The organism is Nocardia carnea (assembly GCF_029868855.1).
Classification (GTDB): Bacteria; Actinomycetota; Actinomycetes; order Mycobacteriales; family Mycobacteriaceae; genus Nocardia; species Nocardia carnea_A.
In genome coordinates this window covers 17,846-43,270 of sequence record NZ_JARWOV010000077.1, presented here as the reverse complement: position 1 = coordinate 43,270, position 25,425 = coordinate 17,846, and the positions used below count along the sequence as shown (strand labels likewise).

The 25,425-nt window shown below is 68.4% G+C and carries 26 protein-coding genes; 16 read left to right on the top strand and 10 right to left on the bottom strand.

The genetic code is table 11. From position 1 onward, the window contains the following. Positions 1-36: 36 nt before the first annotated feature. The 5 genes from QH195_RS06850 to QH195_RS06830 all read right to left on the bottom strand — a co-directional run bounded on the left by QH195_RS06850 (position 37) and on the right by QH195_RS06830 (position 7,329). A complete protein-coding gene (locus QH195_RS06850; protein WP_280420852.1) occupies positions 37-1,356 on the bottom strand; it encodes an aromatic ring-hydroxylating oxygenase subunit alpha in 1,320 nt (439 codons plus the stop codon). A gap of 202 nt (positions 1,357-1,558) precedes the next feature. Further along, positions 1,559-2,404: an SDR family NAD(P)-dependent oxidoreductase gene (locus QH195_RS06845; protein ID WP_280434748.1), complete on the bottom strand. Its 846-nt coding sequence runs from the start codon at positions 2,402-2,404 to the stop codon at positions 1,559-1,561. 7 nt (positions 2,405-2,411) lie between these two features. Continuing rightward, the gene (locus QH195_RS06840) at positions 2,412-4,019 is read right to left on the bottom strand and encodes an SMP-30/gluconolactonase/LRE family protein (protein ID WP_280434747.1); all 1,608 of its coding nucleotides are present in this window, start codon (positions 4,017-4,019) and stop codon (positions 2,412-2,414) included. A gap of 501 nt (positions 4,020-4,520) precedes the next feature. Continuing rightward, positions 4,521-5,717: a GNAT family N-acetyltransferase gene (locus QH195_RS06835; protein WP_280434746.1), complete on the bottom strand. Its 1,197-nt coding sequence runs from the start codon at positions 5,715-5,717 to the stop codon at positions 4,521-4,523. A 286-nt stretch (positions 5,718-6,003) separates the two neighbouring features. After that, on the bottom strand, positions 6,004-7,329 hold the full coding sequence (locus QH195_RS06830; protein WP_280434745.1) for an NtaA/DmoA family FMN-dependent monooxygenase: 1,326 nt from the start codon (positions 7,327-7,329) through the stop codon (positions 6,004-6,006). A 448-nt stretch (positions 7,330-7,777) separates the two neighbouring features. On the opposite strand from QH195_RS06830, the gene QH195_RS06825 reads away from it, so the two are divergent. The 4 genes from QH195_RS06825 to QH195_RS06810 all read left to right on the top strand — a co-directional run bounded on the left by QH195_RS06825 (position 7,778) and on the right by QH195_RS06810 (position 11,605). Continuing rightward, positions 7,778-8,722 (top strand): TIGR03564 family F420-dependent LLM class oxidoreductase, encoded by a 945-nt coding sequence (locus QH195_RS06825; protein ID WP_432278449.1) that lies wholly within the window; start codon positions 7,778-7,780, stop codon positions 8,720-8,722. Positions 8,723-8,901: 179 nt separating this feature from the next. Next, complete coding sequence (locus QH195_RS06820) at positions 8,902-9,777, top strand: ABC transporter permease (protein WP_280434743.1); 876 nt, start codon at positions 8,902-8,904, stop codon at positions 9,775-9,777. Continuing rightward, the gene (locus tag QH195_RS06815; RefSeq protein ID WP_280434742.1) at positions 9,774-10,817 is read left to right on the top strand and encodes a taurine ABC transporter substrate-binding protein; all 1,044 of its coding nucleotides are present in this window, start codon (positions 9,774-9,776) and stop codon (positions 10,815-10,817) included. Before QH195_RS06820 ends, QH195_RS06815 begins: the two co-directional genes overlap by 4 nt. Next, positions 10,814-11,605 (top strand): ABC transporter ATP-binding protein, encoded by a 792-nt coding sequence (locus QH195_RS06810; protein WP_280434741.1) that lies wholly within the window; start codon positions 10,814-10,816, stop codon positions 11,603-11,605. The genes QH195_RS06815 and QH195_RS06810 overlap by 4 nt, the downstream gene beginning before the upstream one ends. Before the next feature lie 47 nt (positions 11,606-11,652). On the opposite strand, the gene QH195_RS06805 is transcribed toward QH195_RS06810, so the two are convergent. Continuing rightward, on the bottom strand, positions 11,653-12,243 hold the full coding sequence (locus QH195_RS06805) for a TetR/AcrR family transcriptional regulator (RefSeq protein WP_280434740.1): 591 nt from the start codon (positions 12,241-12,243) through the stop codon (positions 11,653-11,655). A 62-nt stretch (positions 12,244-12,305) separates the two neighbouring features. Here QH195_RS06805 and QH195_RS35170 point away from each other — a divergent pair, with 62 nt between their 5' ends. From QH195_RS35170 to QH195_RS06780, 6 genes are all read left to right on the top strand, one after another. Then, entirely contained in the window at positions 12,306-12,386 is an 81-nt protein-coding gene (locus tag QH195_RS35170; protein WP_356954177.1) for a putative leader peptide, read from the top strand. A gap of 101 nt (positions 12,387-12,487) precedes the next feature. Then, positions 12,488-13,009 carry a DUF4242 domain-containing protein gene (locus QH195_RS06800; protein ID WP_280420783.1) on the top strand — a complete coding sequence of 174 codons (522 nt, stop codon included), beginning with the start codon at positions 12,488-12,490 and terminating at the stop codon, positions 13,007-13,009. Then, positions 13,006-14,037 carry an acyl-CoA dehydrogenase family protein gene (locus QH195_RS06795; RefSeq protein ID WP_280434739.1) on the top strand — a complete coding sequence of 344 codons (1,032 nt, stop codon included), beginning with the start codon at positions 13,006-13,008 and terminating at the stop codon, positions 14,035-14,037. The genes QH195_RS06800 and QH195_RS06795 overlap by 4 nt, the downstream gene beginning before the upstream one ends. Then, entirely contained in the window at positions 14,013-14,744 is a 732-nt protein-coding gene (locus QH195_RS06790; protein WP_280434738.1) for an ABC transporter ATP-binding protein, read from the top strand. Before QH195_RS06795 ends, QH195_RS06790 begins: the two co-directional genes overlap by 25 nt. Beyond that, positions 14,741-15,895 carry an ABC transporter substrate-binding protein gene (locus QH195_RS06785; RefSeq protein ID WP_280434737.1) on the top strand — a complete coding sequence of 385 codons (1,155 nt, stop codon included), beginning with the start codon at positions 14,741-14,743 and terminating at the stop codon, positions 15,893-15,895. Before QH195_RS06790 ends, QH195_RS06785 begins: the two co-directional genes overlap by 4 nt. After that, entirely contained in the window at positions 15,892-16,653 is a 762-nt protein-coding gene (locus QH195_RS06780; RefSeq protein ID WP_280420780.1) for an ABC transporter permease, read from the top strand. The genes QH195_RS06785 and QH195_RS06780 overlap by 4 nt, the downstream gene beginning before the upstream one ends. A gap of 227 nt (positions 16,654-16,880) precedes the next feature. On the opposite strand, the gene QH195_RS06775 is transcribed toward QH195_RS06780, so the two are convergent. Beyond that, a complete protein-coding gene (locus tag QH195_RS06775; RefSeq protein WP_280434736.1) occupies positions 16,881-17,426 on the bottom strand; it encodes a YceI family protein in 546 nt (181 codons plus the stop codon). A 101-nt stretch (positions 17,427-17,527) separates the two neighbouring features. Here QH195_RS06775 and QH195_RS06770 point away from each other — a divergent pair, with 101 nt between their 5' ends. After that, the gene (locus QH195_RS06770; RefSeq protein WP_280434735.1) at positions 17,528-18,364 is read left to right on the top strand and encodes a helix-turn-helix transcriptional regulator; all 837 of its coding nucleotides are present in this window, start codon (positions 17,528-17,530) and stop codon (positions 18,362-18,364) included. Positions 18,365-18,381: 17 nt separating this feature from the next. Here the strand turns inward: QH195_RS06770 and QH195_RS06765 are convergent, their stop codons facing one another. Beyond that, on the bottom strand, positions 18,382-19,179 hold the full coding sequence (locus tag QH195_RS06765) for an SDR family NAD(P)-dependent oxidoreductase (protein ID WP_280434734.1): 798 nt from the start codon (positions 19,177-19,179) through the stop codon (positions 18,382-18,384). Between the two features lie 316 nt (positions 19,180-19,495). Here QH195_RS06765 and QH195_RS06760 point away from each other — a divergent pair, with 316 nt between their 5' ends. From QH195_RS06760 to QH195_RS06750, 3 genes are read left to right on the top strand one after another with little or no spacing between them, the layout of a single operon-like run. Beyond that, positions 19,496-20,365: a MetQ/NlpA family ABC transporter substrate-binding protein gene (locus QH195_RS06760; protein ID WP_432278450.1), complete on the top strand. Its 870-nt coding sequence runs from the start codon at positions 19,496-19,498 to the stop codon at positions 20,363-20,365. Further along, entirely contained in the window at positions 20,362-21,387 is a 1,026-nt protein-coding gene (locus QH195_RS06755; protein WP_280434733.1) for a methionine ABC transporter ATP-binding protein, read from the top strand. Before QH195_RS06760 ends, QH195_RS06755 begins: the two co-directional genes overlap by 4 nt. A 12-nt stretch (positions 21,388-21,399) precedes the next feature. Then, positions 21,400-22,062: a methionine ABC transporter permease gene (locus QH195_RS06750; protein ID WP_280434732.1), complete on the top strand. Its 663-nt coding sequence runs from the start codon at positions 21,400-21,402 to the stop codon at positions 22,060-22,062. Between the two features lie 66 nt (positions 22,063-22,128). Here the strand turns inward: QH195_RS06750 and QH195_RS06745 are convergent, their stop codons facing one another. Beyond that, positions 22,129-22,578: an RDD family protein gene (locus tag QH195_RS06745; protein WP_280422296.1), complete on the bottom strand. Its 450-nt coding sequence runs from the start codon at positions 22,576-22,578 to the stop codon at positions 22,129-22,131. Positions 22,579-22,609: 31 nt separating this feature from the next. Further along, positions 22,610-23,185, bottom strand: coding sequence for a TerD family protein (locus tag QH195_RS06740; RefSeq protein ID WP_280422297.1), 576 nt, complete (start codon positions 23,183-23,185; stop codon positions 22,610-22,612). Between the two features lie 192 nt (positions 23,186-23,377). Here QH195_RS06740 and QH195_RS06735 point away from each other — a divergent pair, with 192 nt between their 5' ends. Both QH195_RS06735 and QH195_RS06730 read left to right on the top strand, forming a co-directional pair. Continuing rightward, a complete protein-coding gene (locus QH195_RS06735) occupies positions 23,378-24,052 on the top strand; it encodes a response regulator transcription factor (protein WP_280422298.1) in 675 nt (224 codons plus the stop codon). After that, complete coding sequence (locus tag QH195_RS06730; protein ID WP_280434731.1) at positions 24,045-25,385, top strand: sensor histidine kinase; 1,341 nt, start codon at positions 24,045-24,047, stop codon at positions 25,383-25,385. The genes QH195_RS06735 and QH195_RS06730 overlap by 8 nt, the downstream gene beginning before the upstream one ends. Positions 25,386-25,425: the final 40 nt, after the last annotated feature.

Here is a 25,425-nt window from a genome sequence, read left to right as displayed (position 1 = left end):
TAATCCTCGGTGGTGGATCGGGCCGGCGGCGCCGGGTCAGGTGAGGTCACGGGGTGCGCCGGTGCCCATGTACTTCGCGAGGTTGTGGTGCAGGTTGACGACACTGCGCTCGCGATACGGATTCGGTTTCGGGCCGGCGAAACCGGCGGTTTTCATACCCTGCTGAACTGCGGCCATATTGTCGAAATCCTGTGGCAGTACGGTGCGCCAGCCGGGATCGTCCTGCGGGGTGTGGATCCATTCCGTTTCCGGCGCTTCGCCTTCCGGGAACAGTTCGTAGACCGCGGCCTCGAAAATGCATTTGTCCGGGTCGTAGCCGTAGGGTCGCGCGCTGTAGCAGAGCATATTGTTCACCGCGTGCCCGATCTGGAAGTTCGGGAAGATCTGCCACGCGGTTCCGGCGGCCGCCACCTGGGACGGGGAAACGGTCGGCCAGACGACACCGCGTTTCTCGTCGGCGGCCCGGGCCGACGCCAGCCAATGCTGCATCACCTCGGGAGCCGGTGTGCCCTCCGGCAGTTCCTCGGTGAGCCGCCGCGCCGCCTCCACCATGGTCCAGGTGGTGTTGGTATTGGCGTTCTCCCAGGTGAAATTCTGCAGTTCGATGGTGGATTTGCGGGCGTCGGGCCCGTGGCCGAGGCGGATCTTGCCCTGGCTCTCCTCCTGGCCCTTCGGCGCGTCGTAGCCGATATTGCTGTGTTTTCCCTGCGCCCGCGCCCAGCCCAGGAACATGCCGAAGTTCATGAACTCCGGATGGGTGTAAGGCACGTGGTAGGTCTCCATGAAAGCCTCCAGCGCGACCTTCCAGTTGCAGTCGAATACCAGCCACCGCCGCCACCGGTAGCGCATGTTCTCCAGCTGGAACGGATCCAGGTGCGTCGCGGCCGGTTCCAGATATTCACGCAGCGTCTCCGCCGGGTTCGGATCCAGGTTGACGAAGATCCAGCCGCCCCAGGTGTCGACATGCACGTCGACCAGTCCGTCGTTGCGTTCGGTGAGCCCGCAGGGCCAGTCCTCGCGTTCCGGGACGAAGGTATTGCGGCCTTCCAGGTCATAACGCCAGCCGTGGAATCCGCAGACGAACTGCTTCTTCTGTCCCTTGGCATTGCGCTCACCCGGCGGGGTGTCGACCAGTTTCCGGCCGCGGTGTGCGCACACATTGTGGTACGCGCGGATCGTGTCCGCGGCAGTGCGCACGATGATGATCGAATCGTCGAGGATTTCGTAGGTGAGGAAATCGCCCACGCGCGGAATCTCCTCGACCCGGCCCACCTGCTGCCAGACCTTGCGCCACAGCTTGTCGCGTTCGGCCTTCACGTATTCGGGGCTGAGGTAGGCCTCCACCCCGATCGTCATCGGCGCGGACAGCGGTTCGGTGTTCGTGGCGATCTCGTCGACGGTCTCGGCTGTATTGATTGATCGCTCGCTGCGCTCGGCTGTATTGATTGATCGCTCGCTGCGCTCGGCTGTATTGATTGATCGCTCGCTGCGCTCGCTCATGGCGTTCTCCCACCCTGGGTCCGGGGACAGTCGGTGTCGGTGCAATACATTTCGGTGGCTAGCTGGTGATGGCGGCGCGGAAACCCTCGTCCTTCAGGAACAGCGAGGTGTTGTCGGCGCCCAGATGGGTCCATTTCAAGTTGAGCCCGCCGTCGACCAGGATCGTCTGCCCGGTGATGTAGGACGACAGCTGGGACAGCAGGAACAGCACGGCACCCGCCTGCTCTTCGGGCCGGCCGCGGCGTCCCATGGCGATCGCGGTCCGATCGCGTTCGACGTCCGCGTCGACGTAGGTTCCCGAGGCCGGAGTTTCGGTGACACCGGGCGCGATGGCGTTCACCCGGATATCGCTGAGCGCGAGTTCGACCGCCAGCGTGCGGGTCGCGGCGACGAGGGCGGCTTTCGCGGTGCCGTAAGCGATGTGGAAGGGGGCGGTGTTCATTCCGCTGATCGACGACAGCGAGACGATCGAACCCGGCCGCCCGGCCGCTTTGATCTCCGCGGCCACCGCCTGGCTCATGAAGAACATCGATTCGAGGTTCTGCGCGAACAGGGCCCGCCAGTCGTCACGCGTCACCCGGGTGGCGGGCATCCACGTGGCGGGCGCGGCCCCACCCGCGATATTGACCAGGCCGTAGAGGTTCCCGTCGGCCTGCCGCGCGGCTTCGAGCACGGTGGCCACGCCGTCGTCGGTCGCGGCATCGGCCTGTACCGGAACGACCTTCAGCCCCTCGTTCGCGAGCGGTTCCACATGTTTCGCCAGGTTCTCCGCGCCCCGGGCGACCCCGAGCACGGTGGCGCCGGCCTGCGCGACCAGTCTCGTCACGGCGGTACCGATCCCGCCGCCGCCCGCACCGGACACGATCACCACGCGACCGTCGAGCCCGAAGAATTCGCCTGTCATGGTTGTTTCACCCGTCCTTCCGGAACGCGAGCACACTGCCCTCGGCATCGGCGGCGATATACAGGGTTCCGTCCGGACCGGCGGCGATACCCGCGAACGGCCCTTGCGGCCCGGAGAACGGCGGCATACCCAGCAGCGGTTTCGGCGTCACCCCGGGCGGCGCGCCCACCGGGAGATTCCAGGCGAGCAGCTCGCGCGCCTTGGTCTCCAGGTCGACCGCAACCAGGTTCTTGGCGCCGGAATCGACGATCAGCAGCTGGGATCCGCGGACCAGAATGCCCTGCGGGGTGTCCAGACCGTCGACCACGGTATCCACGGCTCCGGCGGACACCGAGACGACCCGTCCCGCGCCGGATTCGGCGACCAGACAGGTCCCGTCCCCGGTGAAGGCGACGCCGATCGGCTTGTCCAGCCCCGAGGCGAGCACATCGACCCCGCCGTCGCCGCGCACCCCGAGCACCCGGCCGGTGCCGAATTCCGTGGTGACGACGAGCCCGCCCGGCCCGGCCTCGATCCCGTACAACTGGTCCAGCGGCGCCTCGGCACCGGCGAGGAATTCACTCTCTCCGCTTCCGGGCCGCCACCGAGCGACCTGACCGCCGGCCGTGGCGACGAGGAATTCGCCCGGCCCGGTGGCGGTGACACCGCGCGCGAAACCGGGATAGCCCGGGCTGAACAGCATGCCCAAGGTCTGCAGCCCGTCGGGTCCGACGGCGTAGAAGTAGGTGCCGTCGGCGACGAACAGGGTGCCGTCGGGGCCCACCGTGACGTCGAGCGGCCAGTTCAGGCCGCCCGGCAGCGTGGTGCGGGTGGTGCCGTCGGACCGGATTTCGGTGATCTCACCGGTGAAGTTGGAGACGAACAGCCGGCCGTTCACCAGCGTGCAGTTGTCCAAACCCGGATCCAATTGCGCGAGAATAGTTTTCTCACCGTTTCGCGGATTGATGCGCAACACCTGCCCCGAGGCGACCTGGGTGGAGACGATGAACCCGTCCGGATCGAACTTCACCGAATCGGGGACGCCGAGATCCCCTGCGACCCGTTCGGGTTCGCCGCCGTCGGGATGCACCCGCCAGATCTCGTTGAGACCCATCACCGGGTAGTAGAGCAATCCGTCCGGCCCGACCTCCATGGCGTTGGGCTGTTCGAGGTTCTCCAGCAGGATGCGCGGCGAACTACCGTCCAGCGGCAGTTCCATGAGCCGCCCGCCGGGCCGGCATTCGTTGACGAACAACCGGCCCTGGTACACCGTGATGCCGTTGGCGCTGGGCAGGTCCGCGCGCAGCAAGCGGGTGGTGCCGTCGGCGTTGCGGGCGCTCACGCGGCCGTCCATCACCTCGGTGGCGTACAGATTGCCGTCGGGGTCGAAGGCGCAGTCGTCGGGCGCGATGATGTCTCCGCCCTTGGCGCTGATGGTTTCGATCGCGCCGGTGTCGATATCGAGGGCACTGATCTGGCTACCGGTCACCTGGGCGATATAGATCCGCCCGTCCGGCCCGGTTCGCAATCCGTTGGCCCCGAACAGCCGGCTCGGCGGGGTGATCCGCCGCTGACTCCAGCCCGCCGCGACCCCGATCGATTGGCCGCCTCGATAGCGAGCCTCTTGCTGCAACATTCCGACTGACTCCCAACCGACCCGGCCGCTAGCGCTGATCTGCCTCGATGTCGAGGACTTTGTAAGGAATCTAACGCCCCATCCAGGCAAGCGCAATAAGTATTGCAATCTTTGTAAGGATAGCTACGAGCATGGGGTATCCGCAGCGGCACGATGTTTTCGGTGCCATCCACACGAGCGCACGAGCACCTCGCCTACACAAAGGAGAATATCATTCTCCATTTGGGAAATGGTCCGGTCTGCCGAGATCAGCGCGCTTTGGGAAAGCGCAGGCCGGACCGTGGGCAACCGCACCCGAACCAGTCCTCCCGACACCGGCTCGGCACGGCACAAGTGCTCATGAGGCAGTCGGATGGCTGCGGACGTATCGGCCGAACTATCACATCGGCGGTCGGTGCAGGCAGCTTCTGGTGCCGGGGTCACCTCTGTCGACGCCGGCAACCTGCCTTCGCCCTCTCCTCAGAGAGCGAACCGGCGACGCCGACGCCCGAGCAGATACCGTCAGAAGTACGTTCCGCTGAACGGGTGATCGTCCACCGCGAACAACGTATCCGCGGCAGACGCGGCGCCGGGGCGGTGCTCCACAGCTCGGCCCGCGAGCGCCAGATGACGCCACGGCGTACCGCCGAGATAGGCGGCCGCAAGGGTGGCGATATCGGTGCTGAGATCGGCGGCGGCGTCGGTGGCGGCCGCGCCGTTCTCGGTGATCCGGAAGGTCGCGTTGTTGGCCGGCAAGACCGGGTCCGTGACTCCGAGAACCACCGGCAGGCCGGGTTTGTAGGCACGCCGCTGTAATGCGGCGGCTACGTCGACCAGCCGCAACCAGGTCTCGTCGCGGATATCGGTGACGCCGACCGCCCGCTCGTCGGTGAGCAGATGCCGCAGCGGCGCATCGGGTGCCGCCACCGGGATCACCACGGAATCGACGATATCCGCGGCCAGTAGATGCCGGATGAGCCCGAGGTAGGCGGCGGGGGTGGTCGCGACCAGATCGTCGACCACCACCGTGCGTTGCGGGCTACGCACCCACCCGGCGGATTCGGCACCGTGGTAGCGGACGAAACCGTCCTCGGCGCCGGGTTCGCCGTGCACGGCCACATGCCCGCGGCCGCCCTTCACCTGCAGCAGCCGCCACCACTGCGGCGGCCGGTCGATGGCCCCGACCCAGGACACCCCGGCCGTGGCGTAGATCTTCGCGGGCACCTCCCACGCGTCGGCGGGCGCGAGCAACCGCACCGGGCCCGACTCCGGCACGGTATCGCGGAGCCGGGCACGCCGCCGGTCGATCTCCAGCCGCGCGGCCGAGCCGGCGACTCCGTAACCGAACCGTTCGTAGATACCGCCCTGAGTGGCCCGCAGCGTGGCGACGATCTCGCCGCGCTCCGCGGTATCGGCGAGCTGGTGACGCAGCAACGCCGACGCGATTCCCCGCCGGGCATGCGTCGGCAGGACACCGACATGGGTGACCGCGGCATGCGGTACCCGCTGCCCGCCCGGCACGACCAGCCAGCTCGTGTACGAATTGACGGTCCCGACGAGTTCACCGTCGATCCGCGCACCGAACGTACGGCCGGGTTCGTTCAGCTCTCCGGCGTCTCCCGATTCCAGCAGTGGCACCCCGACCATCGCGGTCCGGAACACCTGCTGCGCGGCCCAGAGGTGCGCCGGGTCGGTCAGGATTTCGATATCGACGGGCATATCAGCACTCCACTGTCTGGTTGGGGTCGGTGCCACTCGCCGCCGCGAACCCGGCGGCAGGGGCAGGGCCGGGCACCCGAACAGTCATACCCTGGGGCCCACTCGGCGCGCTCGGTGACAGGTCGCGCTACCAGGTGTGCGACCACCCCGGCCGGTACGCGACGGCCGCAGATGCTCACCGCGGACAATCACCGGGTACGCGATGCCGTCGGCAGGCGGGTCGGGTCCCGACACAGTGCCGATCCCGGCAAGCGAGGCCGAAACCGGGCGCGGCCGGGTTCGACACCTACGACACCGCGACCGGTTCGTGTGCGCGCGCGGGCAGCGGTGGTAGTTCGAGATTGTCGCGGAACGTCGCGCCCAGGTAGTCGGAGCCGACGATATCCCGGCGGCGCAATTCCGGAAGGAGTCCGTTGGTCACGAAATCCCGCGTGCGCGGATCGTCGAGGCCACCCAGCGAAACCACGTCGAGAACACCCGCGCGATAGCGTTCCTCGATGGCGTCGGCCAGTTGCTCGGGGGTGCCCGCTGCCGACCAGTGGCCGGTGTGCCGAGATTCCAGGATGAGTTCGCGCAGGGTGAGCCCCGAGGCGGCGAGGCGGGCGAAGATTTCCACCCGGCCGCGTCTGCGGTTAACCGAATCCACATCCGGCAGCAGCGTTTCCGGCAGCGGACGATCCAGCGGAAGGCCGGTCAGGTCGACACCACCGCCGAGCATATCCGCCAGCAGCCGGCGCCCCGCTTCGATGTCGAAGGATTCCTCCTGTTCGCGGACCAGCCGCGCGACCTCGGCCTCGGAAGCACCGTAAGTGGCGTGGAACGAACTGAAGATATAGGGCAGTCCCGGCGCGCGCCCCAGTTCCCCGGCGCGGGCCCGGATGCCGCGGGTGTAGGCGAGCGCATCGTCGAGCGTGGTGAGGGAGGTGAAGACGACTTCAGCGAAACGGGCACCGAGTTCGACGCCGGCGGCCGACTGACCGGCTTGGAATTGCACGGGCCGGCGCTGCGGTAGAGGCGGGATGTTCAGTGGTCCACGCACGGCGAAGTAGCGGCCACGGTGCTCGATCGGCCGGACCAACGCGGGGTCGAGTACGGCACCGCCACGGCCGTCGGGCCCGAGTGCCCCCGGCTGCCAGGAGTCGTACAGGGCGTGCACCACCTCCAGTGATTCCGCGGCCCGCGCGTACCGTTCCTCCGGGCTCGGCAACTCCAGATCGCTGTAGTTCTCCTCCCCCAGCGAAGACGTCACCGCGTTCCAGGCGGCGCGGCCGTTGCTCACATGGTCGAGCGTGCCGAACAACCGCGCGAGGTTGTACGGGTGGTGGAATGTGGTCGTGACGGTGGCGATCAACCCGATGTGTGAGGTGACCGCGCTGAGCGCCGAGAGGTAGATCAGCGGCTCCTGCGCTCCGATCGCGCCCTGTGCGCCGAAACCGAGCAGATCGGCCGCGAAGAGCGCGTCGAACTTGTGCTCCTCGGCGATCTTCGCGACGGTGATCGCGGTATCCAGCGTCGAGCGCGCCGGGTCCACCGCTGCTGCGTAGATATCGGTCCCACCGCTGACTCCGGTCACCGTCTTCAGATGTCGCCGAGGGCTGCTGCGCGATACCACCGCCCGACAGTATGGCGGCTTCGCCGGGCGAAAAACCGTTGCGCTCGAGGTGATTGCTGCGCATCCGCCGATCCGGTTCCGCACGACGCAATACCGGCGGCACAATTGCCGGACAGTTCTTGCACGGTCGACGATCACCGTGCAGTGGCCGATGGCGGCCGCACGGGAGCACCGCCCGCAGGTCCGTCGGTGGCGACCGAATCCGATGGCTGCACTCCCGGGGTCGGTCGCGGCAATCGCCGACACTCACACCGACGAGGCTGAGCGAGGGCCACCGGCAGCTGGGTCCGCGGATACAACCGGGTCCGTGACTGCCGGTCGGGTATCCCTGAACGACAGCGGCCGGATCCTCTATCAGAAAGCACGCCGCCTGTCACCGTTGCGATTCGGCATGATTGCATTTGCCCGGGCCGGAATAGCGCACGCCATCCGGCCGGTTGCGGCGGATATGGCACTCACCGCACCGATCGGTATCGCGCTCAATCCCGACCCCGCGGCGGCGAATACCGTCGACGATCTACTGGAGCGGTCGCGTTTCGTGCAACGCGCCGGAATCGACCGGGTCTGGTTCGCGCAGCGTTTCGACTTCGACTCGCTGTCCGTCGCCGCCGTCGTCGGCGCCGCGGTTCCCGGGCTGCACGTCGGCACCTCGGTGGTACCGATCAATCCGCGGCATCCGCTGGTGGTCGCGAGCCAGGCGCAGACCGCCCACGCCGCCAGTCATCGGCGCTTCACACTCGGACTCGGCCTCGGGGCGCGGGACCTGGAAGAACCGGCGTTCGGGGTTCCCACCGACCGCCCGATCCGCCGATTGCGCGAATACCTGACCGTCCTGCGTTCGGTACTCACCACGGGCACGGTCGATTTCACCGGAGAGACGGTCACGGCCGCCCCACGGCTTCCTGCCGCTGTCGCCGGCGGCGAGAATCCCGATATCGTCGTCGCCGCCATGGGACCACAGGCGCTGGCGGTCTCGGGTGAACTCGCCGACGGAATCGTCCCGTTCCTGGCCGGCCCACGGGCCCTCGGCGACGATATCATGCCCCGGGTCGAGAAGGCCGCCCGCGCCGCCGGACGTCCCCGGCCGCGGGTGATCACGGGGGTCGCGGTGGTGGTCACCGCCGACCCCGATCGGGTCCGCGCCGAGGCGGCCGAACGGATGGCGTTCTACGACGCGATCCCGTCCTATCGGTCGGTGCTGGACCGGGAGGGTGTCGCCAGCGCGGCCGATCTGGTGGTCACCGGCAGCGAAACCGAGGTCGAGGCGCAACTGCGCCGCTACGTGGACGCGGGCGCCACCGAATTCCTCATCACCCAGACGGATCTGGGCGGCGCCGAGGACGAGCGCGCCACCTGGCGTTTCCTGGGTTCGATCAGCGGCCGGAGGGGCTGAGTTCAGGCCCGCCGGTGGAGCGGATTTCGCTCACGGCGCGTTCAACTCTTCCCGCTACCGAACCGAGTCGGTAGCGTCGCCGCTCGTGCCGATCGCCGCTGGTCGGCTCGGCAGCCCTGGTCGGGCGGAGGTATGGAGAACGGTGTGGCCGACTCGGGGCGAATTGTGTGGTGTGAACGATGACCGCCACAGCAACACCGGTGCAATCCCCCACGGAGGCGCCGGATAAGACAGCCCGGCGTGGTTACCGCTCGCTGGTTCGTCCCGCACTGACCCGGCTCGGCGCCCTCGCGCTGGTACTCGGGCTGTGGGTGCTGGCGACGGCGGCCGGGCTGGTGGACCCGCTGTACCTCCCGTCGCCCGGCGCCGTATGGGATGCGTTCGTGCGGGCCGGTACCCGGCATCCGATCGCGCCCGGTGTCGACCGGATGGTGATCGGCGCGCAGGACTACTACCTCTGGGAGCACTTGGTGGCCAGCCTGCAACGGATCGGAGTGGGGGTCGGGCTGGCAGTTGTGGCCGGACCGCTGATCGGGTTCGTCATGGGCATGCTGGCACCGGTCCGGCTGATCACCGAACCGATCCTCAACTTCCTGCGCGCACTGCCGCCGCTCGGCTACATCGGGTTGCTGATCGTCTGGTTCGGTATCGGCGATGTGTCGAAGATCTGGCTGCTGTTCCTGGCGGCGTTCCCGCCCATCGCGATCGCCACCCTCAACGGTGTCGCGGGGGTCCGGCAGGATTATCTCGACGCCGCCCGGTCGCTGGGCGCCGGCCGCGGGCAGGTGATCCTCCGGGTCGTCCTCCCCGCGACCCTGCCCGAAGTGATCAGTGGTATCCGCATCGCCACCGCGTTTGCCTGGACCACCGTCGTCGCCGCCGAACTGAACAACGGCATACCCGGTATCGGCGGTCTCGCCTATATCTCCGGAACGCAGCTGGATACCCCGCTGACCATCGCCTGCATCATCGTGATCGGCTGCGCGGCACTGGTTCTCGATTCGATCATCAAACTCGCCGGTGACGCGGCAGTTCCCTGGAAGGGCAAGGTATGACACGCATATTGCGTACCGTTCTGGCGCTGGCGCTGGCGCTCGCCGCCGCTGGATGCGTGGAATCCGGCCGCGGCGATACCGGTACGCCGAGCGGCGCGACCTGCCCGTTCGAACCGGACACCGGGATCACCGCCACCGCGCGCCTGGGCTATCAGGCGATCCCCAATGCCGACCTGTACGTGAAGGACCGCGGCCTGCTCGAGGCCTGCCTACCGAACGCGACCATCACCTGGAGCCGGTTCGCCTCCGGCGCCGATGTGGTGCAGGCCTTCGGTGCGGGCAGTGTCGATATCGCCACGCTCGGGTCCAGCCCGGCCACGAAAGCGGTGTCGGCGCCGCTGAACCTGCCGGTGCGGGTGTTGTGGATCCACGATGTGATCGGGGAATCCGAATCACTGGTGGCCAAGGCGCCGATCACCGAGGTCGCCGGTCTGCGCGGGAAACGGGTCGCGACCCCGTTCGGCAGCACCGCGCACTACAGTCTGCTGGCCGCGCTCGACCGAGCCGGGCTGACCGGTCAGGTCGATCTGGTCAACCTGCAGCCCGAGGCCATCCCCGGCGCCTGGACCGGTAATCAGATCGACGCCGCCTGGGTCTGGGCGCCGACGTTGCCGAAACTCATCGAGGCGGACGGTACAGTCATCGCCTCCAGCGCCGATACCGCCGCCGCGGGCTCGGCCACCTTCGATGTCGCCGCCGCGACCACGGCATTCCTGGACCGGCACAGCGATTTCGCGGCAGTCTGGGCGAAGGTCCAGAATTACGCCATCGGGCAATTGCGGGACAATCCGCAGGACGCGGCCGTGTCGGTGGGCGCGCAGCTGGGTATCGACCCGCAACAGGCGTTCCCGCAGCTGGCGGGATACACCTATCCGACCGCCGCCGAGCAGGCCGGACCGCGCTATCTGGGCGGCGAATTCGCCGGCAACCTGCGCAGTACCGCGCGGTTCCTGCTGAATCAGGGCGGTGTGGAGGCGGTCGGCAGCGAACAGGACTACCGGGCCGCCCTCTACTCGGACGCGGCCCGGGCCGCGCAATGAGCGAAACCGCCCACCGGGTCACCTTCACGGGGGTGGCCAAGAGCTATCCGGGCGCCGACGGACCCACCCAGGTGCTCGCGCCGACGGATCTGACCATCGAGAGCGGCGAATTCGTCTGTGTGGTCGGGCCTTCCGGGTGCGGAAAGACGACTCTGCTGAAACTCCTGGCCGGATTTCTGGAGCCCACGCAGGGCACGGTGCGCGTCGGGGACCGTCCGGTCACCGGACCCGACCCGGATCGCGGCGTGGTGTTCCAGCAACCCGCCCTGTATCCGTGGCTGACGGTCCGGCAGAACGTCGAATTCGGCCCGAAGGTCCGCGGGATCGCCCGCGCCCAGCGCACGGCCGAGGCCGACCGCCTGCTCAGCATGGTCGGCCTCGACCACCTCGGCAGCCGCCGCCCCTACGAACTCTCCGGCGGCCAGCAGCAGCGCGCCCAGATCGCCCGGGTCCTGATCAACGATCCGCGGATCATCCTCATGGACGAACCCTTCGGCGCTCTGGATGCCCTGACCAGGGAGAACCTTCAGGGCGAGCTGCTCGCGCTGTGGCGGGAACGCCGCAAGACCATCCTGTTCGTCACCCACAGCATCGACGAGGCGCTCCTGCTGGGCACCCGGGTACTGGTCATGGGCACCCGGCCGGGACGCGTCATCTACGACCGTCCCACCGCCCTCAAAGCCGGCCTCGGCGACGCGCCGTTCCCGGCACTGCGCGCGGACCCGGGCTTCACCGCCATGCGCGACGAGGTCGCCCAGCACATCTACACCGCCCACGCGTCCCCGTGACCGACCGCAGCAGGCCTGCTTTCCGGGCCCGGGCGACTGTGCGCGCTTCATCGCTGCTGGAGAAGTCCGGCGGCGAGTGCCCGGCCCATCTGTAGCGGCTCGATCGCATGCTCGAGTTTGGAACCGGCGAGGGCACCGTCGTAGATCAGCTGGATGCGGCGGGCCAGGGCAGCCGGCTCCGGGGTGTCGCAGGCCTCGAGCAGTTCGGTCAGGGTTTCGAGCATCCAGCGGCGGTGCGCGATCACGGGCGCGAGCGCCTCGTCCGGGAATTCCGTTGCGGCATTGGCATATTGGCAACCGCGGAAACCGCGGGACGGGGCGGAGGCCAGCGCGAGGTCGAAGAAGGTGAGGATCCGGTCGCCCGGATCCGCCACTTCGGCGACAGCCTCGCTCCAGCGGGCGCGATCACGCTGATCGAGATTTTCCAGATAGGCGATGACCAGTGCGTCCTTGGATCCGTAGGCCGAGTACATACTGGCCCGCGCCACCCCGGCCTCGGCCAGTACCCGGTCGATACCGACCGCGCGGATACCGTACCGGGCGAACAGGGTGGTCGCGGTGTCCAGCAGGCGTTGCGCCGGGGTGGGTTTGCCGCGGCGGTCCGCCGAGGACACCGCCGACTCCGTTGTTGTGGCCACGTCCCCACCATAACCATTTCCACGTATAGACAGATCGTTCTGTCTAAGGTTAGTCTTGAACAGTGACCCGCAGCAACCTCACCCGCCGCCTGCACGTGGACCTCGTGCGCGTGGCCACCGCTGCCTGTCGTCACCAGCGCTGATCCGGCTCGTCCCCACGGGCCCTATCTTTCGCGCATCTCACCGCCGGCCGCCGCGAGCGGTCGCGTCCATTCGCAGATTCCACTGTTGGAGGCAGCTGCCCATGTCGTTGTACCTGTACGAGCTCGTGCCCACCGGTCCCGCGCACCGGACCATCGAGGAGTTCGGCGCACGCGCCGAGAAAGAAGGCGGTGCGCTGATCGAGGCACAGGTCACCGGCGGCGCCTCGCGTATCTTCGCGATCACCGAATTCGCCGACTGCCGTGCGCCCGAGCTGCCCGCCGCCGAAGTACTCGCGGACACTGTCGACGGGCCGCACCAGGTCCGGCTGGTCGGCGCCGAGCTGGCGGCCATCAAGGCCGCGCGACCCACCGCGGGATACCTCGTCGAATGGGATATCCCCGCCGAGATCGATATGGACACCTACCTCGCGCGGAAGAAGGCGAACGCACCCAAATACGCCGATGTACCCGAGGTGAGTTTCCTGCGCACCTACGTCCGCGAGGACATGGACAAATGCCTGTGCTTCTACGACGCGCCCGACGAGGCCGCGGTGCGCCGGGCCCGCGATGCGGTGAACACCCCGGTGGACCGGTTGCACGAACTGGCGGATCCGCGGATATGACCGCCACTGTCACCGCCCTGTCCGCCGTCACCGGATTCGTCCGCGACCGCGCCGCCGACCTCGACGAGGGCCGTACCGATATCCGCGCCGATATCGGTGAAATCGGCGGGCAGGGTCTGCTGTCGGCCGGATTGGGCGATTCGGATATCCGCGAGATCACCGAGGTGGTGGAGCAGGTCGCGGCGGAAAGTCTAGCGGCGGGCTTCTCGCTCTGGGCTCAGCGGATGACACTCGAATACCTCTGGCGCGCACCCGAATCGGTCCGGGACCGGTATCTCGGCGAACTCTCCTCCGGCCGGCGCATCGGGGTCACCGCCATGGCCGCCGCGCTGAAACACCTGGCAGGACTCGGCGAGCTGCCGTTGCGGGCGGAAGGAGCCGAAGGAGACCGGGTCCGCGGACCGATCGCGTGGGCCTCCAACGTTTTCCGCGATTCGGTGATCGTCTTCCCGTTCCGCGGCAGCGACGGACGGGGACGGGTCGGGGTGGTGGACGCCGATACCGAAGGCGTCCGTATCCGTCCGGCACCGGAACTGCTCGCTCTCGGTGCCACCGCTTCCACAGCACTGACCTTCGAACAGGTCGAGGTTCGCCCGGATCAGCTCGTCACCGCGGACCTGCCCGGCTTCTGTGGTGCGATCCGGCCGGTGTTCCTGCTGCTGCAGTCCGCGTTCTGCACCGGTATCGCCGGCACCGCGATACAGGAGTCCGGGCACCGCCTCGACGGGCTCGGTGCCCAGTTCCGCGACGAATACCGCGTCCTCGCCGACCGCTACGCCACTACCCGGCAGGCCCTCTACGACCACGCCGCCGATGCCCACGCGACGCCACCGGCCGAGCTACTGCGGCTGCGACTCGCGGCCGCTCGGCTGGCGGTGGAGGCGACCCGGCTGGAATCCACGCTCTGCGGCGGCGCCGGCTACGCGCTGCGCTGCGGCACCAACCGGCGGTTCCGGGAAGCCGCCTTTCTCCCCGTCCAATCTCCTTCGGAAGGCCAGTTGCGGTGGGAACTGTCGCAGTACGACTAGCGGATGCCCGCAAAACCTATTCCGGCCGCGGCGCACCCGTCCTCGACGGCGTGGATCTCCGGATCGGTACGGGCGAACTGCTCGTGGTGCTCGGCGCCAGCGGCAGCGGGAAATCGACCCTGCTGCGGGTGATCGCCGGACTGGACCGGCTCGATGCCGGGGAGATCACCTGGGGCACCGACCCGACCGAGAGCCCGGCCATCGGAATGGTTTTCCAGCAGCCTTTGCTGATGCCGTGGCTCTCGGTGCGCGACAACGTCCGGTTCGGTGCCCGCTTCGCCCGGCACCGCGCGAGTTTCGATCCCGGCTACGCGGACGGGCTGCTCGAACGATTCGGGCTGGGCGGTCTCGCCGGCCGCCGCATCGACGAGCTCTCCGGCGGGCAGGCGCAGCGGGTCGCGGTGATCCGTTCGGTGGCGGTGCGACCACAGCTGCTCCTGCTCGACGAGCCGTTCAGTGCGCTCGACCCGGCGGTCCGCGCGGATCTCCAGGATTGGCTGGCCGATCTGGTGCGCGATATCGGCTGCACGACCGTGCTGGTCACCCACGATATCGACGAGGCGCTGCGGCTGGGCGACCGGATCGTGCTGATCGGGCCGGGCGGAACGGTCCGCGAAGAGTTCACCGGGCTCGGTGACAGCGGGGAACGGGACAGCTTGCGGCAGCGGATCATCGACCGCTACCGGGATTCGTCGGTGACGGTATGAGCGGGCCGTCGATCTCGCGGCGTGGACTGCTCTGCGGCTGCGCCGGACTGGTTGCGGCGGGCGGTCTCGCCGGAATGGCCGACCTCGGCCGGGCCGCGGCGCAGCGGCGCGGCACCGGCGGTGAACGGCTCCGCATCGGCTATCTGCCGATCACCGACGCGGCTCCGCTACTCGTCGCCGAACGGGGCAGTGCGCCAGTTGCTTTCGCCGAACCGGTGCTGTTCCGCAGCTGGGCGTCGCTGGCCGAGGCGTTCCTCACCCGGCAGGTCGATATCGCGCATCTGCTGATGCCGATGGCGGTGCAGTTGAAGTTCGGCCTCGGCGCGCCGGCGCGGATCCTCGGCTGGAACCACACCAACGGATCGGCGCTGACGGTCGCGCCCGGCATCACCGAACTCGGGCAGCTGGCCGGAACCCAGGTCGCGATCCCGTTCTGGTGGTCCATCCACAACATCGTGATCCAGCAGTTGCTGCGCGCGAACGGGTTACGGCCGGTGATCCGTGGTTCGGCGTCGCGGTCGGCGGGCACGGTGGAACTGGTGGTGATGAGCCCGTCGGATATGGTTCCCGCGCTGGCGAACGGTTCGATCAGCGCGTTCACCGTCGCCGACCCGTTCAATGCCGCCGCCGAAATCAAGGGTGTAGGCCGCATCCACCGGTTCCTCGGGGACCTGTGGCGCGACCACGCCTGCTGCGCGCTGGTGGTGCAGCAGGATCTGGTGGACCGGCGGCCCGCGGCCGCGCAGGCTGTCGCCGATGTGGTGGTCGCCGCTCAGCAGCGGATCGGCGCCGACCGGCCCGCGGCCGCGAAACAGCTGGCGGGCAGGTATCTGCCGCAGCCGCTACCGGCGATCACCAAGGCCCTCACCTACTCCGACGAGCTACCGGTCCGCCATCCGGAGTGGCGGCCGCAGCGGATCGGCTTCCAGCCCTTCCCTTTTCCGAGTTTCACCACCGCGCTGGTCGCCGCCATGCACGACACCGTGGTCGACGGTGACACCCGCTTCCTGTCCGCCCTCGACCCGGACCGGGTCCACGAACAGCTCGTCGACGACCGCTTCGTCCGCGCCGCACTCGACCGGGCGGGCGGCCCGGCCGCGTTCGGGCTACCGGACCGGCTCACCCGTATCGAGGAGATCGACCCATCGTGAACACCGTCGTCACCCGGCCCCGGACCCCTACCTGGCTGCCCCGGCTCGCCGCCGTCGCACTCGCGGTACTGCTGTGGTGGGTGCTCACCGATCTGGTGGCCGGGCCCGGCTCGCTACTGCGGGAATTCGGGCCGCAGCATGTGCCCGGCGCGGCCGCGCAACTGTTCGACCGCGGAGTCCTGCTCCCCGATATCGCGGTCAGTATGTGGCGGCTGCTGGTGGGACTGCTGATCGCGGTCACCGTCGGCGTCCCGCTCGGCTTGCTGCTCGGCCTGCACGCCGCCACCGAGCACGCGGTGGCCCCGGTGGTGCAGTTCCTGCGGATGATCTCCCCGCTGTCCTGGGCGCCGATCGCGGTCGCGCTGTTCGGGATCGGGAATCAGCCGGTGATCTTCCTCGTCGCGGCGGCGTCGGTCTGGCCGATCGTGCTCAACACCGCGGCGGGTGTGCGGGCGATCGACCCCGGACTGCTCCTGGTGGCCCGCTCGTTCGGGGCGTCGCGGCGCGAACAGCTGTCGTCAGTGGTGCTGCCCGCGATCCGAGGTCAGGTGCAGACCGGTTTCCGGGTGGCGCTGGGGATCGCGTGGGTGGTGCTGGTACCCGCGGAAATGCTCGGTGTGCGTTCCGGGCTGGGCTACCAGATCCTCAACGCCCGCGACCAGCTGGCATACGACCAGGTGATGGCCGTGATCGTCGTGATCGGCATCATCGGCTATGCACTCGATTCGCTGTCCCGGATACTGCTCGACCGCCGGTGACCCGCCGCCGTGCCCCCGGTGCCGGACCGCCGATTCCGGGACGGGCGCCACGGGGTGGACACAGTAGGCCCGTGGCGATACGGTCGGTCCCGGGCAGGGCGGTCGTCGACGATGTTCCGGTACCGCATGATGTGGGCGCGACTGTCGAGATCGATGGGCGCCTGTCATCCAAGCAGGCGGCGTCGGAGGTCGGGAAACCGATGCTGCCGACGACGTCCTCGCCCTGGTCAGCGGGGTTCGATCAGCTGGATCTCCAGTTCGATCTGCACCGTATCGCTCAACAATCCGGGCAGCGCGGCGCCGACGGCGAAATCCGAGCGTTTGACGGTTCCGGTCGCGGAGAATCCGGCGTGCCGTTCACCGTCGGGACCGAAATCGCCGACACCGCCCCATTCGACCGCCAGGGTGACCGGTGCGGTGAGCGCGCCCAGTGTGGCTTCGCCGGCGACCGTGAACTGCTCGGCGACCTGCACCGGCTCGGTGGCGCGGAAGCTGAGGGTCGGGCGATTGGCGACGTCCAGGAAGTCCGCGGTGCGGATATGCGCGTCGCGGTCGGAATTTCCGGTGTCGAACGAATCGAGGTGGATGGTCGCGCCGATGGTGGCCGCGCCCGAGTCGTCGACCTCGAACCGGGTGTCGAAGCGGCCGAACCGGCCACGGACCTTGGAAATACCCAGGTGGCGAATGCTGAACGCCACGGACGAGTGGCTGGAATCGAGGGCCCACGAACCGGCGCGCAGGATCGTGGTGGAGGTGTGCGGTGTTGTCGTCATGAGACCCACCATCTCCGGACGGCGGTCCGCCGGCCAGACCCTGGTTATCCCCGCACTGTCAGGGCGTGGCTGAGCTCGCCGCGGCACGGCACCATGGTGGAATGCCCCGCAACGCCTTCGCGGAATACCTGGTCGGACGGCGCGCCGAGCTGCGTCCCGCCGATCTCGGCCTGCCCGGCGGCGGCCGGCGCCGCACCCCGGGGCTGCGGCGCGAGGAAGTGGCCGTCCGGGCCGGGGTGAGCGCCGACTATCTGGCCCGGCTGGAGCAGGGTCGCGATACCAACCCGTCGATCGCGGTGGTCGAAGCGCTCGCCGAGGCGCTGCTGCTCGACGAAGGAGAACGCAGTATCTTCGGCTGGCTGGCGATGACCAGCGGCCACGAGGCCCGCTGCCCGGCGCCACCACCGGCCCGCGAGCAGGTCTCGGAGACGATGGAGACGGTCCTGCGGTCGCTGGACCCCACCCCGGCGTTCGTCCTCGGCCTGCGGCTGGATGTGCTGGGCTGGAATTCGGCATGGGAGGATTTCGCCCGCCCGCTGGGCCTGCTGGACCAGCGGGAGAGCGTGAACCTCGCCCACTACGTCTATTCGCATCCGCAGGCACGGCGGATGCTGCGCAACTGGGCCGGTGCCGCCGATACCTTCGCCGAGTTGCTACGCCGTGCCACCCTGCGCCGGCCCGGCGACGCGGTCCTGCGCGACACCATCGCCACGCTGCGCAAAAACCCTGATTTCGCGGCCCGCTGGCGACCGCAGGGCGCGGGCCTGCCGGTATCCAAGGTCCTGCGGTTCGACCATCCCGAACTCGGCGCCGTCGACGTCCCGGTCGAGATACTGGAGAACGATGCCGACCAGAGCCTCGCGATCTGGCTCCTCGACCGCTCCGCCGCGGCCGGCCCCGGCCTGCGCCTGGTACCGCCGCGGGCCGCCGGAGCGTGAATCGCGACCGGTATAGGTCAGTAGTACACCGGCCCGGGGACTCCGCCGCCCGCCGCGACGGCGTCGCCGGTGATCGCGATACTGCGCGGTGAGGCGAGGAAGGTCACCACATCGGCGACCTCCCGCGCATCGATGATCCGGCCCACGGTGTTCTTCGCGAGTTCCGCTTCGAGTTCGGCGACCGGCTTTCCGGATTCGGCGGCCTGCGCGGTCAACCGCTGGGTGAGGCGTTCGGTCCGGGTCGGTCCCGGATGCACGACCGTCACGTTCACGCCGTGCGGGCCGAGTTCGTCCGCCAGATTCTTGGTCACCGCGGCCACACTGATATTGCGGACGGTCTGCGCGATGGAATTGGCCTGCCGGGCACCGAGCCCGCTGATATTGACGATCCGGCCCCAGCCCTGCGCCACGAAATGCGGCGCCACCGCGCGGGCGGTCCGCAGATAGCCGAGAACCTTGATCTCGATCTCCCGGCGCACCACGTCGTCGGTGGTGTCGGCGAGACCCGCGACCGACCCGGCGCTCCACGGTGCCGCCGCCGCATTGACCAGGATGTCCACTCCGCCCAGCTTCGTGACAGTGCGCTGCACCAGCTCCCGGACCTGCTCGTCGTCACCGGTATCGGTAGCCACGGCGAGTACCCGCCGCCCCGATTCGCCGGCCACCGCGCGCGCCGCGGCCTCGAGCGGTTCGGCCGAACGCGCCGCCAGCACCACATCCACCCCTTCGGCGGCGAGCCCACGGGCGACGGCCAGCCCGATCCCTTTGCTGCCGCCGGTGACGATCGCGCGTTTCCCATCCAGTTCCAGGTCCATACCGGCGACGCTAACAACCGGCCCGTGCCCGGTCGCCGATCCTGATCGACTCGAGCCGAACCCGGTGTGCGCCGTGCCGGGGCACGGCGTAGCCGTATTCCGCTACGCTCGTCCCGGCGTGGCCGCGGTCCGGCGGACAGCATCGCGGGTACGCAGGGCGCCCCTGGGCTGCCCGGCCCCGGAACCTGCGCAAAATAACCAGGCCCCACGGACCGAACCAGGTTTTGGTTCAGCACTATCCGAACCATTGCCGCCACCCGGGCAGGGCGGCTGGGATTACCGCGTCGATATCGCCACGAGTATTCGGGAGCACGGGTTGAAATTCCCTCGGTTACTGACGATCCCCGCTGTGCTGGTGGCCGCGGTGCTGACCCTCACCGCCTGCGGTGGTGAATCCGAGTCCGGCGATGTGGTGCGGATCGGCACCACCGAGAGCAGTCCCGAGTGGGACGTCTTCGAGCGGAAGGCGCAGGAGCAGGGCATCACGCTGGAGATCACGAACTATTCCGACTACTCCCAGCCCAATATCGCGCTGTCACAGGGGCAGATCGATATCAACCTGTTCCAGCATCTGCAGTTCCTCGGCGAGTACAACGTCGCCGACAACGCGGATCTCACCCCGATCGGCGCCACCCAGATCGTGCCGCTGGGCCTGTACTCGAAGAAACACAAATCGGTGGCCGATATCCCGCCGGGCGGGGAGATCGCGGTCCCCAACGATCCGTCGAATCAGGCCCGGGCGCTGTTCGTACTGGAGGCGGCGGGACTGGTGAAACTGTCCTCGGACACCCTCGCCCCCTCCCCCGCCGATATCGACCGGGGAGCATCCAAGGTCAAGGTGACCCCCGTCGACGCCGCGCAGACCGCGCTCTCACTCGAATCGGTGGACGCCTCGATCATCAACAACACATTCCTCGAGCGCTCGGGTATCGACCCGCTCTCCGCGCTCTACAAGGACGATCCGGAGAGCCCGGGCGCCGAACCGTATATCAACGCCTTCGTCACCCGCGCCGAGGACAAGGACAACCCGACCTACCAGCGGCTCGTCGAGATCTGGCACGACCCCGAGGTCCAGCGGGCGGTCGCCGAATCCTCCAAGGGCACCTCGGTGGAGGTGCGCCGCACCGGAGCCGAGCTCGCGCCGATCCTGCAGCGGGTACAGCAGACCATCCGCGACGGGCAGTGAGCGGCAACCCGGGCGGCCCGGGGAGCGTTCCCGCGGTCGAATTCCGGTCGGTGACCAAAGTTTTCCGCACCGGTAAGCAGGAGCAGACCGCACTGGCCGACATCGACCTGCGGATCGAGCAGGGCGAGATCTTCGGCGTGATCGGTTATTCGGGAGCGGGTAAGAGCACGCTCGTGCGGTTGATCAACGCGCTGGAGAAGCCGACCAGCGGCACCATCGACATCGCCGGAGCACCGATCACGGGCGTGCCGGAGGCCCGGGTGCGGCACCTGCGCCGCGATATCGGCATGGTGTTCCAGCAGTTCAATCTCTTCCGCTCCCGCACCGCGGCCGGCAATATCGAGTACCCCCTGAAAGTGGCCGGGTGGCCGCGGGCGAAACGCAAGGAACGGCTCGCCGAACTCCTCGACTTCGTGGGACTGTCCGACAAGGCCCGCAGCTATCCCGACCAGCTCTCCGGCGGGCAGAAACAGCGGGTCGGGATAGCCCGGGCGCTGGCGACTTCCCCCGCGCTGCTGCTGGCGGATGAGGCCACCTCCGCGCTCGACCCCGAGACGACCGGCGAGGTGCTGCGCCTGCTGCGCAGCATCAATACCGAGCTCGGTGTCACTATCGTGGTCATCACCCATGAGATGGATGTGATCCGCGCGGTCGCCGACCGGGTCGCGGTGCTGGCCGAGGGCCGGATCGTGGAGCTGGCGAACACCTTCGACGTCTTCGCCGCCCCGCGCTCGGCGCCCACCCGCTCGTTCGTCGACACCGTCCTGCACAACCGGCCCGCACCCGACGAGCTGCGCCGGCTGAGCGAACTGCACCGGGGCCGGCTGGTAACCGTCGATATCGACGACTCCCGCGGTATCGGCCCCGCGCTCACCACCGCCGCGCAGTCCGGCGTGCGCTTCGAAGTGGTGTACGGCGGTGTGAGCACCCTGCAGGACAAAACTTTCGGCAGTATCACCCTGGCGCTGGACGGACCCGACGCCGCCGTCGACAAGGTGATCACCCAACTCGGACAACGGTAGCGAGAACACCGCATGCACACCGACTGGGACAAGTTGCGCCCACTGCTCACCGAGGCCATCGGCACCACCGTCTATCTCGTCCTGCTCACGTTCGTGGTGGGCGGGCTCATCGGCCTTTTCCTGGGCACCGCCCTCTACACCACCCGCAAGGGCGGCCTGCTCGCCAACGCCCCGATCCACTGGCTGTTGAACGTGGCCGTCAATATCGTGCGGCCGATCCCGTTCATCATCCTGCTCGCCGCCCTGGGCCCGGTGACGCTGGAGGTCGTGGGTACCACCATCGGCACCGAAGCGGCCGCCTTCGTCATGATCGTGGCCGCCTCCTTCGCCATCGCCCGGATCGTCGAACAGAACCTGGTCACGGTCGATCCCGGCGTGATCGAAGCCGCCCGCGCCATGGGCGCCGGACCGCTACGAATCATCCTCACCCTGCTCATCCCCGAGGCCCTGGGCCCGCTGATCCTCGGGTACACCTTCATCATCATCGCCATCGTCGACATGTCCGCGATGGCGGGCACGGTGGGCGGCGGCGGCCTCGGCGATTTCGCCCTCGTCTACGGCTACCAGCGTTTCGACTGGGAGGTCACCCTGGTCGCCACCCTGCTCATCATCGCCGGTGTGCAGGGCATCCAGTTCCTCGGCAACTGGCTGGCCCGCAAGGTCCTCCGCCGCTGACCCCGATACCCCGGAGCACGGTGCCGAGGCGACGTTCGGCCACCGAACGCCGACCCACCTCCCCCGCTACGGCGTTTCGACGACCTGGGTGCCGTCGGCGAAACGGTCGTGCCAGCCCTGTTTGGTGGAGCTGGAACTCACAGTGACGGCGATTCCCAGGGCGGCACCGAACCACAGCACACTGCCGAGGCAGGGAATCAGGTTCAGCAACATGTACGCGTTGCGGAACGCGGATTGCTTCAGGCTGGGCTTGGGCTCCCCACCCGCCCCATTCACGTGCAGACCCAGCAGTTTCTTCCCGGGCGTGGAGCCGGTGGTGACCTCGAATCCGAGGAAGTACAGGAAGCCGAATCCCGCGCCGGGGAGGATGGAAACCCATCCGGGTGTGTGGGCAGATTTGTTCAACAGCCAGAACAGGATTGCCCCGACGAGAGCGGCGATTATCCAGTCGACGAAGCGGGCGGCAGCGCGTTTACCCAGTCCGCCCGGGGTTACCGTGGTGTAGTCGATGCTCATCAGCTGAGTGCTCCTTCGATCGCCGCCGACGTCAGAGGTTCACGCCGTAATCGCGGGCGATTCCGGCCAGCCCGGAGGCGTATCCCTGGCCGATCGCGCGGAACTTCCACTCCGCACCGTGACGGTAGAGCTCACCGAAGACCATGGCGGTCTCGGTCGAGGCGTCCTCACTCAGGTCGTAACGGGCCAACTCCGCACCCGTCGTCCGGTCCACGACCCGGATGAACGCATTGCGGACCTGCCCGAACGACTGCTGCCGTGCGTTCGCGTCGTGGATCGAGACGGGAAAGAAGATGCTGGTGATCGTGGGTGGCGTGGCGGCCAGGTCGACATTGATCACCTCGTCGTCGCCCTCGCCTGCACCGGTGAGGTTGTCGCCGGTGTGCTCGATGCTGCCCTCCGGGGAACGCAGATTGTTGTAGAACACGAAATGCCGGTCCGAGACGACCTTCTGATCCGGTCCGGTCGCCAGGGCGCTGGCATCCAGGTCGAACTCGGCACCCGTGGTCGATCGGACATCCCAGCCCAGACCGACCGCCACCGCGGTCAGATTCGGTGCCTGTTTCGACAGCGATACATTGCCGCCCTTGGCGAGGGTCACGCCCATCCCGCAATACTCCTTCTCTCCTGTTGTTTCACGGCGGCCCGGAAACCCGTTGCGCCCCAGCCGGCCGGGGGCCACAGCGATCCGGTGTCCGAGGGCCGGGACACCTCGGAGCCCGAGGCGAACGGCCGCGGCCATGGTGCCGGGCCGATGCTTAAGCCAGCATTAACGGCGGTTCTGCTCATACTGGGCGGCGTGCGCATATTGGTGGTCGATGACGAGATCCGTTTCGCCGACGGGCTCAGACGGGGGCTGCAGGCCGAGGGCTTCGCTGTCGATCTGGCATACAACGCGACCGACGGCTTGTGGCGGGCAGGTGAGGTCCGCTACGACGCGCTGGTGCTGGACGTGATGATGCCGGGTATGAGCGGATACGCGGTGTGCCGGACTTTGCGGGACGAGGGAAATTGGACACCGATCCTCATGCTCACCGCCAAGGACGGTGAATGGGATCAGGTAGAAGGCCTGGACACCGGCGCCGACGACTACGTGATCAAACCCGCCGATTTCCCGGTCCTGGTAGCCCGGCTCCGGGCTCTGATCCGGCGCGGACGTCCGGAACGCCCGACCGCACTGCACGTGGGTAGCTTGTGTCTCGACCCGGCCACCCGGGAGGTCCGGCGCGGCGATACTCCGATTCGGTTGACGGCCCGGGAGTTCGCGATTCTGGCGTTCTTCGCCCGGGAGCCGGGCGTGATCCGGTCCAAGAGCGATATTCTGGCCGGCGTCTGGCACGGAGAGTTCGACGGTGATTCCAATATCGTCGAGGTGTACATCGCGTACCTGCGAGCCAAGATCGACAAACCGTTCGGCGTCGACACCATCCGCACCATCCGTGGCGCGGGATACCGGCTGATGCCCGATGCCTAGCCTGGGTCTGCCCTCGCTACGGGTGCGGATCACGGTGACGACCACGGCTGTCGTCCTGGCGGTCCTGGCAGTCGGTGCGGTGAGTTTCCTGATGCTGTTCCGCCATACTCTGGTCACAGCGCATTCGAACGCGGCCGATATCCAGGCCGACCAGATCGCCGCGGACGCACAGCACCGGCTCCGCGACGGCACGAACACCGCGTTGTTACCGGTCTCGGAAGTCGACAATGTCATCGTCCAGCTCCAGCAGGACGGTCGCGTGATCACCACGGCCGAGGGCGACTCCGCCACCGGCCCCGTACTGCCGGTACCGTCCGCGGAACGCTTCGCCCTCGACGGGGCCGACTATGTCGTGCACTCGGCGCCGATCACGCTGCCGTCGGGCGCGATCCAGTCCGTCGTCGTCGCGCGCTCGCTCGCGGACGCCGATGACGCGGTGCGCTCGGCGGCCCTGTTGCTGGCCGTCGCGGTGCCCGCCGTCAGCGCGTTCGTCGCGGCACTGATGTGGGCGGTGGTGGGCCGCTCGCTCCGGCCGGTCGAGCGCATCCGGCTCGACGTCGAATCCCTCGGCGCGGATCTTTCCCGGCGAGTGGATCCGCCCGCCGGGAACGACGAGGTCGCACGGCTGGCCGCGACGATGAACCGGATGCTCGGCCGCCTCGAGGCCGCACACCGGGCACAGCAACGGTTCGTCTCCGACGCCTCGCACGAACTGCGCTCGCCGGTGGCCGCCATCCGCCAGCACGCACAGGTCGCGCTGCACCATCCCGGCGCGACCGATCTCGCGTCGCTGGCCGAGGTCGTCGACAGCGAGGCCGCCCGGCTCCACGACCTGGTGGACGATCTCCTGCTACTCGCCCGGCTGGGGGAAGGCACCGGCCACAGCTGCGGCGAAGTCGATCTCGACGATATCGTGCTCGCCGAAGCGGGCAGGCTACGCCGGCTCGGTATCACCACCGATACCGCGGCCGTTGGACCGGCCCGGGTTTTCGCCGACGAAAGACTCCTGGCCAGGGCCGTGCGCAACGCCACCGACAACGCCCGCCGCCACGCGCACAGCCGCGTCGATTTCACACTGCGCTGCGCGAACGGACAGGTCGTGCTGTGGGTCGACGACGACGGTGACGGTGTCCCCGAGCACGACCGCGACCGGCTGTTCCGCCGATTCGAACGTCGCGACGACAACCGCAGCCGCACCCACGGCGGCGCCGGACTGGGCCTGGCCATCATCGCCGAAGCCGCCCGCACCTGCGCCGGCAGCGCGCAGCTGTCGAACTCGCCCCGCGGCGGAGCCCGGCTCGAAATCAACCTGCCGGAGCACACTGCCGGCTGATCCTGCGGAGATCACGCTGTCACCGCACCCGAGCACATCG

What these genes read in the sequence shown, in the direction of transcription:
- QH195_RS06850 (WP_280420852.1), bottom strand. Translation starts at nt 1,356, where the DNA reads ATGACGATCGGGGTGGAGGCCTACCTCAGCCCCGAATACGTGAAGGCC.
- QH195_RS06845 (WP_280434748.1), bottom strand. Translation starts at nt 2,404, where the DNA reads ATGACAGGCGAATTCTTCGGGCTCGACGGTCGCGTGGTGATCGTGTCC.
- QH195_RS06840 (WP_280434747.1), bottom strand. Translation starts at nt 4,019, where the DNA reads ATGTTGCAGCAAGAGGCTCGCTATCGAGGCGGCCAATCGATCGGGGTC.
- QH195_RS06835 (WP_280434746.1), bottom strand. Translation starts at nt 5,717, where the DNA reads ATGCCCGTCGATATCGAAATCCTGACCGACCCGGCGCACCTCTGGGCC.
- QH195_RS06825 (WP_432278449.1), top strand. Translation starts at nt 7,778, where the DNA reads ATGGCACTCACCGCACCGATCGGTATCGCGCTCAATCCCGACCCCGCG.
- QH195_RS06820 (WP_280434743.1), top strand. Translation starts at nt 8,902, where the DNA reads ATGACCGCCACAGCAACACCGGTGCAATCCCCCACGGAGGCGCCGGAT.
- QH195_RS06815 (WP_280434742.1), top strand. Translation starts at nt 9,774, where the DNA reads ATGACACGCATATTGCGTACCGTTCTGGCGCTGGCGCTGGCGCTCGCC.
- QH195_RS06810 (WP_280434741.1), top strand. Translation starts at nt 10,814, where the DNA reads ATGAGCGAAACCGCCCACCGGGTCACCTTCACGGGGGTGGCCAAGAGC.
- QH195_RS06800 (WP_280420783.1), top strand. Translation starts at nt 12,488, where the DNA reads ATGTCGTTGTACCTGTACGAGCTCGTGCCCACCGGTCCCGCGCACCGG.
- QH195_RS06795 (WP_280434739.1), top strand. Translation starts at nt 13,006, where the DNA reads ATGACCGCCACTGTCACCGCCCTGTCCGCCGTCACCGGATTCGTCCGC.
- QH195_RS06785 (WP_280434737.1), top strand. Translation starts at nt 14,741, where the DNA reads ATGAGCGGGCCGTCGATCTCGCGGCGTGGACTGCTCTGCGGCTGCGCC.
- QH195_RS06775 (WP_280434736.1), bottom strand. Translation starts at nt 17,426, where the DNA reads ATGACGACAACACCGCACACCTCCACCACGATCCTGCGCGCCGGTTCG.
- QH195_RS06770 (WP_280434735.1), top strand. Translation starts at nt 17,528, where the DNA reads ATGCCCCGCAACGCCTTCGCGGAATACCTGGTCGGACGGCGCGCCGAG.
- QH195_RS06765 (WP_280434734.1), bottom strand. Translation starts at nt 19,179, where the DNA reads ATGGACCTGGAACTGGATGGGAAACGCGCGATCGTCACCGGCGGCAGC.
- QH195_RS06750 (WP_280434732.1), top strand. Translation starts at nt 21,400, where the DNA reads ATGCACACCGACTGGGACAAGTTGCGCCCACTGCTCACCGAGGCCATC.
- QH195_RS06745 (WP_280422296.1), bottom strand. Translation starts at nt 22,578, where the DNA reads ATGAGCATCGACTACACCACGGTAACCCCGGGCGGACTGGGTAAACGC.
- QH195_RS06740 (WP_280422297.1), bottom strand. Translation starts at nt 23,185, where the DNA reads ATGGGCGTGACCCTCGCCAAGGGCGGCAATGTATCGCTGTCGAAACAG.
- QH195_RS06730 (WP_280434731.1), top strand. Translation starts at nt 24,045, where the DNA reads ATGCCTAGCCTGGGTCTGCCCTCGCTACGGGTGCGGATCACGGTGACG.